Raw genomic sequence first — 7,261 nt, 5'->3', positions numbered from 1 at the left:
AAAGAATAAAATCACTTGACAAGACGTTCTTCATAGGTGGGCCCGAATATAATTCGGGCCGAGCGCAGCGAGCAGGAGGTTGCAGCTCACGAGATCAATTCATCACAGAACCACCAACTGAATTAATTTACCTTGAGGAAAGCGTACTCTTCACATCGTTTGCCCTGTGACCTCTTGTTGCCTGCGGCAATATCGGATTACATCCGATACCACCCGACTTCTCTACCGCACACCCACCAGCAAATGTTCGTGTCGTTTCGTGTCGTTTCGTGCCTTTCGTGGTAGTAAAAAGCTGGAAGACCTCGTTTCATTTCAAATTGAACCCAGTCCGCGTTACACTGACTGGAATGATCTCGCTCATTCTCACACTCCTGTTCTACTGCATTGCGGGGCTGATCGTCTTCCGCCGCGTTCCCGCAGCGGCGCGCCTCATCGCCTGGGGCAGTCTGCCGATTGCCTGGGTTTCGCTGCTCGGAATCAGTGGGTTAATTCAGACTCTCAGCGGGCTGCCAGCGCTGATCCCCCTGCTCCTGCTGTTTGTGGCCATGATCTTTTCTCTCTTCCGTTTGCAGCCGCTGGAAAATTCATCTGTCACACTTCCCGCGCCGGTATTCTGGATTCTCCTGCTGACCATCATTGCCGAATGTGGCGTGGCGGTGCTCGTTCATCAACGCGTCCCCTGGGGGAGCTGGGACCCGATGTTTACCTGGATCATGCGCGCCCGCTTTCTCGTGGATGGCGGTGCGATGTGGGCGCAGGGATTCAGCAGTGATCTCGCTTTGCTCCACCCCGATTATCCGCCTCTCTTCTCCTGGGCGCTGGTTCCGCTCTGGAGCCTGGATGGCAGTCGTTCTTCACTGGCAGTCGCTTCACTGACGATCCCCTGCTTCAGCGGGTTCGCGTTCATTCTCGTCGGCTGGTGGGAGGCGCTCGGGAGAAAGTCGTCTTACTGGGCCGCCTTCACGCTGGCGGTGATTCTGAGCACACCTTTTCTGATCTATCTGCACGCCGTCAAATCGCTCGACTTCATGCTCGCCTTTGCGATTCTCACATCGCTCGCCTGGTATTATTATGCCATGCTTTCACAGCAGCGGCTGGCCTGGTCGCTGTTTGGTTTTATGGTCGTCTGGTCGGCTCTCGTTAAAAATGAAGGGCAACTCTGGATACTCGCCTGCTTCAGTTCCCTGATCCTGCTCAGACTCAGCCATTCGTTTCTGGAAACACCCGAACAGGAAACAGCCGAGAAAAAGAAAATCTCCATGCTGCCCGACCTGATCAAAGGGGCTGCAATTCCGCTTGTGTTTCTGATCTGGTTCAAAGCCAGTCTCGCTCCTCCCAACGACTTAATGGAACCAGCGCGGGCCTTTGAAATCAGTCAGGTCATCCAGCCCGATGTCTTCCTGAATCCTTATGGGTTGCTGGTCCGCCTCGATCAGGTCGAATCGCCTGAATGGCATCAGATCATCTGGAGCCAGTTCTGGAACGTGCTGTTTGACTGGAAAACCGAAGCGATCCTGCTCTGGTCTATCGTCCTATTGTTCCTGATCAATTTATCCCGACGTCAGCATCGACTGCCACGACTGCTGATCGCGGTCAGTTTCCAGTTGGGCGGGTATTATGCGGTTTACCTGCTGACCCCCTACAATCCTTACTGGCACGTTTCTACTTCCATGAATCGTCTGCTGCTGCACATCGCACCGGCGGCACTCTGTCTGCTGGGCTTTGCCCTGTATCGTATTTCGCCAACGGCAGGAGAAGCACTGCCGCGCACACAATCCCTGCGACTGGGATTGCTTTTAAGCCTGTCTCTCCTCGGTCCCCTGTTCTGTTTTTATCAGCTTCAGAACAATGTTTTTCCCTGGGATTTCCCGAATGAATCGCTGGTGGAAGAAAACCAGCTGAAAGAATTGAAGTTCCCCCGCGTTCCCCAGGCGACATTCATCACAGACAAATTTGAACCGGCGACGCTGTACCGCATGCAGTTTGCCGCGTTACCAACCGTGCTGCTCGTCGATCGGCGTGCTCCTGTTCTGATCGCGCGTTTTCCCACAGAACAGGAACTCAAAGATTATTGCGCAGAAAACGACTGGGATCTCAAACAGCATCAGGGGGGACTGGGCTGGGCTGAGTCTACGAATCCGCAAGGCTCGCTGCCACACATGGAACGTCTGCTGGAACAAAGCAGATAGCCCCCATAAGAGTAGGGAGCTATTTTTGCTGCTGTTTCAGCGGATTCGTCTCCAGAATGATCTCATTGATGCCGGTCTGGTTGAAGCCCTTGAAACCTTCTTCGCGCTGTAGAATTTCCAGATGCGAACCAATTGCTCCCTGCAGGCGAAACCGTTCGGCTGCCTCTTCGTTGATTAAACCATCCTCCAGCAGAGACTGTATCCGCGATTCTTCAACAGGCCAGATTTCACCCGCCGTAAATGCCTGCTTGAGATGAGGCAGATCCGTGAAAGGCTTCATCGTTTTCACTGAGTTTTCCTCAGACAGCTGTTGCCGGGCGGCGTCGAAATCGAACTGGCATTCCAGATGGTGCATGCCCGCCTGCAGAAATGCTTCGCCATGCAGGCGACACCAGAGCCCCACGGTTCCCAACTGCTTCAACTCCGGCAAAGGTTCGTGCGCAAAGTCCTGCGAGACTTCTTCGGGTGACAGATCGACGTCTGCAAAAATCACCACCCGTGCTGCCGGCTGTTCCAGTACCTGCGCGCCCCAGCCTGCTTCACGCCCGGCATAAAATCGCTCCCGTAATTCAAACCCCAGGAGTTCCAGCACGGAAATCAGCCGCCAGAAATGGGGACGACTTGAACGAAACGTATGGTGATCGTGATTCGCCCAGCCCATGCCCATCGAATCCTGACGTGCTTTCTGAATCCGGGCGACCGCATTGCGCTGCTGCCAGTAGTCCCGCTCTGCAGCAAAAAACAGATCACAGGTCCGATCGACTCCCAGGTCGTCAATCGCCGCTTTAATCAGAATTTCCGCTTCGGCAAAGCCGGCAACGTCATCGTCAAAATCTCGCTTTCGTAACTGAAACGCTTCGGCATGCTTCAACAGCAGCCGCACATCCGCATCGGGCAATACCGCCGAGATCGGTGCCCCGTGTCGTTCGATCACATGCAGTTCCAGACCGTTTTCATTGATCACTACTCGCTGACGGACCGCAGAACCGATCTCCCCTGTGATGGGCAGTTCCAGTTCACATTGATGAATGGTCAAAAAGTCCGCAACCGATTCCACACGAACAAAAATTCGTTCTACGTCAGAATCACTGGCCTGGATTGCAGGAAACATCCCTTCCGGATGTAAAAGCAGATGAGCCTTCGCTCCCTTTACAGCGACATAGCCGAGTTCAATTAATTGCTGCTGCAGCGCATCAGACCATTTCAACTCCAGATGATCCACCCAGTCCAGCAATCGGGTTCCCGTTTTCAACTGCAACTGATCGGCGAACTCCTGGATCAGTGCAGAACGTTTACAGAAACCGGTAATCCGCTGAAATAAAAAAGCAGCCGTTTCCGGATATCGTTTCCAGCTATATGCTGTAAGTGATTCATTGGACATAACTTACTTCCTTTACACATGCATTCTTTCAAGCCCTGACGAAGAGTCAAGTAGCGATTATTCTCTTATTACGTAAAACGGAGTGAAAACAGAAAGTCAATCAGAAAAGATATTTTCAACGTATATAATCACAGTAAGGCCTCTCGACGATCATTTCACTTCTTGAAGCACTGACAGGAGGACCCGACATGTCCCAGACTATTCTTTTAATCGGCGCAGGGAAAATCGGTCGCATGATCGCAGCCCTCCTGCACGCCAGTGGCGATTATCAGCTGCGCATCGCAGACCAGTACCCTGCTGCACTAGAGCGAATCCAGAAACGTCTGCCCGACGTGGAAACGCGCACGCTGAATGCCGATTCCCATAGCGAACTTCTGCATCTGATGCGGGGTTGTACTGCCGTCATTTCTGCCTTGAGTTTTCGTGAAAACCCGGGAGTGGCCCGCGCTGCGCTCGAAGCGGGCATTAATTATTTTGACCTGACCGAAGACCGCCAGACCACCGCCGCGGTGAAAGAAATCGCATCCGGCGCTGCCGCCGGTCAGGTCTTTCTGCCTCAATCCGGACTGGCCCCGGGCTTCGTCACCATTGTCACAAAACATGTCATGGAGTGGTTCGAAGAAATCGACACCGTGCGGATGCGCGTCGGTGCATTGCCTCAGCATCCCACGAACTCGCTGGCGTATAACCTGACCTGGTCAACTGATGGGCTGATCAACGAATACTGTAACCCCTGTGAAGTCATCCATGGGCATCACATTAAAAACCACCTCCCCCTGGAAGGACTCGAACAGTTCACGCTCGACGGAAATGTCTACGAAGCCTTCAACACGTCCGGCGGACTGGGCACACTTTGTGAAACAATGCACGGACAGGTTCGCGAACTCAATTACAAAACCATCCGCTATCCCGGCCATCACATGCTGATGAAATTCCTGCTGCAGGACCTGAGGCTCTCAGAACGTCGCGCCCTGCTCAAGGACGTGATGGAACATGCCATTCCGGTCACGTTCCAGGATGTCGTGATCGTCTTCTGCACCGTACGGGGCACCCGCAACGGGCAGTTCGTCGAAAAAAGCGACCTGCGAAAACTCTACGCGAAAGAAATTAACGGCGAAATCTGGAGTGCCATTCAACTCACCACGGGAGCAGGCATCTGCGCCGTCGTCGACCTCGTCCAGCAACAGCAGTTAACAGGGACCGGCTTGATCAAACAGGAAGATATCCCCTTTGAAAAGTTTATTACGAACCGGTTTGGTCAGTTTTATGAATCAGAAACCTTTGGACTCGAAACATTAAATTCAGGCGGGTAAGGACATCATGACGCATCCCATTCACGAAGTACTGAAGCGTATCGGCGTTGCTGATCAGCTGGCAGCAGTCGCCGTCGGCAATACATGGCAGGCCGGCAGTGGAGAACCGTTGACAGTTGTCTCTCCCATCGACGGTTCGACACTTGTCAGCCTGCAACAGGCCACCCGCAGCGATGTCGATCTGGTTATTGAAACCAGCAAAAACGCCTTTCATGGATGGCGCGAGGTCCCCGCGCCCAGACGGGGTGAATTTGTTCGGCTGCTGGGAGAAGCACTCCGCAAACACAAAGCCGACCTCGCCGCCATTGTCAGCTGGGAAGCAGGCAAGATTACCCAGGAAGCGCTGGGCGAGGTGCAGGAAATGATCGATATCTGCGACTTCGCTGTCGGACTCTCACGTCAGCTTTACGGCAAAACCATCGCCAGCGAACGACCGGGACATCGTCTGATGGAACAGTGGCATCCCCTCGGCCCTGTCGGCGTCATCAGTGCATTCAATTTTCCCGTCGCGGTCTGGTCCTGGAACGCCATGCTGGCTTTCGTCTGTGGCGATACCGTCGTCTGGAAACCCTCTGAAAAAACACCCCTCTGCGCCATCGCCTGTCAGCAGATCGTCAATCAGGTTGCCCACCTGTTTCCCGAAACCCCTGATGGCATCTCCAGTCTGCTGATAGGCAGCGCAGAGGTCGGCCAGGCCCTCGCCGCCCACCCTGATCTCCCCCTGATCTCCGCGACCGGCTCGATCCCCATGGGTCGCGCCGTTGCAGAAACAGTCGCCCGTCGACTGGGACGCAGTCTGCTGGAACTGGGTGGCAACAACGCCATGATCGTCACTGAATCCGCCGACCTGGAAATGACGGTTCGTTCCGCCCTGTTCTCAGCCGTCGGTACCTGCGGACAGCGCTGCACATCACTCCGTCGTTTAATCGTCCATGAAAGCATTGCCGACAAACTCCTCGCATCGCTCAAGAAAGCTTACGAGAAATTGCCCATCGGCAATCCACTGGATGAGGGCACACTGGTCGGCCCCCTCGTCGATCAACGCGCGCTCGAAACCATGCAGCAGGCGCTCCGAACCGCTGAAGAACAGGGGGGCGTCGTCCACTTCGGAAACCCGATCCTGTCCGACATCCCCGCAGGCGGCAGTTATGTTCATCCTGCCATCGTCGAAATGCCGGGGCAGACAGAAATCGTCATGCAGGAAACCTTCGCCCCCATTCTATACGTGATGCGCTATCAGAATCTGGAAGATGCGATCCGGATGCATAATGCGGTTCCACAGGGACTTTCTTCCGCGATTATGACCAATGACATCCGGCAGGCCGAACTGTTCCTCTCCCCCACGGGTTCGGATTGCGGCATCGCCAACGTCAATGTCGGGCCCAGCGGCGCAGAGATTGGCGGTGCCTTTGGTGGCGAAAAAGAAACCGGCGGCGGCCGCGAATCCGGCTCCGACGCCTGGAAAGCCTACATGCGCCGCGCGACCAACACCATCAACTACTCCACCGAACTCCCCTTAGCCCAGGGCATCAAATTCGATCTGTAATGAAAACCTTCATCACAGGGTGGGTGGGCACGGATGCAATCCGTGCCGAGCGCAGCGAGCAAGAGGTCTCAGCTCACCAGAACAATATACAACTGAGTCCCATAAAATCCAGTATATTTGAAGTTGTGGACAGAAGGTGTTAATAATTAAGCTAAACACACCATCATTCTTACAACGCACATCTCTGGAACGATTCATGAACTCTCATAATATTGAGGAAGCAAAGAACTGCCTGATCGATTTCTTTGGAGAAATGTATGTGTGGGAGTCAGCTGTAATCGAAACGGAAGAGCGAGCCGATAACGACGAACTCTCTGAGGAAGAAATACAGCGGTACTTTAAAAAGGCAAAAGAAGATTTGGCATTGATCTTCGAGGAATTTTGCGAAGTCGGTAGAGCTGCGAAACGCCTGCAGGATGAAGGTCTCTCGTTCAATATCCCTCCCGAGTATGACCTTGAAGAGAATCCAATCGAGTCGATTTTAGAAAAGAACGACAAGGTCATTATTGAAACAAAACCTGCCTCCGGGCTAGGTTTTTGCTATCGCTACGAACTGGTCAATTCTGAAAATGGATGGAAGATTCGAGATAATCGAAAATTTGCCACACTCACCCCTGAGGCAAAATGGTCAAGCGGTCTGTTATAACAGGAGCAACCAACCTGCGTCAGTAATATTTTTCGTGCCTTTCGTGGTAGCAAAAAACACCGGGTGCCATCTGTCGGCTTGCCCGACAGTGAAATTGAGATCCCCCAGCAAGGGTGAAACTATGAAAGAAGGTCGAGCCGGTGGTGGTATTCTTTAACGCGTGGTAAACATAGTTTATTGAACCTT

General features: G+C 53.4%; 5 protein-coding genes. 4 read left to right on the top strand and 1 reads right to left on the bottom strand.

Annotated features, from left to right (window positions below; all coding sequences use genetic code 11):
* The first annotated feature begins 347 nt into the window (after positions 1-347).
* A complete protein-coding gene (locus ACN0YN_RS31095; protein WP_417388754.1) occupies positions 348-2,189 on the top strand; it encodes a hypothetical protein in 1,842 nt (613 codons plus the stop codon).
* 19 nt (positions 2,190-2,208) lie between these two features.
* Here the strand turns inward: ACN0YN_RS31095 and ACN0YN_RS31090 are convergent, their stop codons facing one another.
* A complete protein-coding gene (locus tag ACN0YN_RS31090; protein WP_417388753.1) occupies positions 2,209-3,570 on the bottom strand; it encodes a hypothetical protein in 1,362 nt (453 codons plus the stop codon).
* 188 nt (positions 3,571-3,758) lie between these two features.
* Here ACN0YN_RS31090 and ACN0YN_RS31085 point away from each other — a divergent pair, with 188 nt between their 5' ends.
* The 3 genes from ACN0YN_RS31085 (at position 3,759) to ACN0YN_RS31075 (ending at position 7,075) form a co-directional block, all read left to right on the top strand.
* The gene (locus tag ACN0YN_RS31085) at positions 3,759-4,883 is read left to right on the top strand and encodes a saccharopine dehydrogenase family protein (RefSeq protein ID WP_417388752.1); all 1,125 of its coding nucleotides are present in this window, start codon (positions 3,759-3,761) and stop codon (positions 4,881-4,883) included.
* Positions 4,884-4,890: 7 nt separating this feature from the next.
* Positions 4,891-6,429: an aldehyde dehydrogenase family protein gene (locus ACN0YN_RS31080; protein WP_417388751.1), complete on the top strand. Its 1,539-nt coding sequence runs from the start codon at positions 4,891-4,893 to the stop codon at positions 6,427-6,429.
* A gap of 136 nt (positions 6,430-6,565) precedes the next feature.
* Entirely contained in the window at positions 6,566-7,075 is a 510-nt protein-coding gene (locus ACN0YN_RS31075) for an NTF2 fold immunity protein (protein ID WP_417388750.1), read from the top strand.
* Positions 7,076-7,261 lie beyond the last annotated feature (186 nt).

The organism is Gimesia sp. (assembly GCF_048260065.1).
Taxonomy (GTDB): Bacteria; Planctomycetota; Planctomycetia; order Planctomycetales; family Planctomycetaceae; genus Gimesia.
The sequence above is the reverse complement of the archived record's forward strand: the minus strand, read 5'-3'. Positions and strand labels throughout refer to the sequence as shown.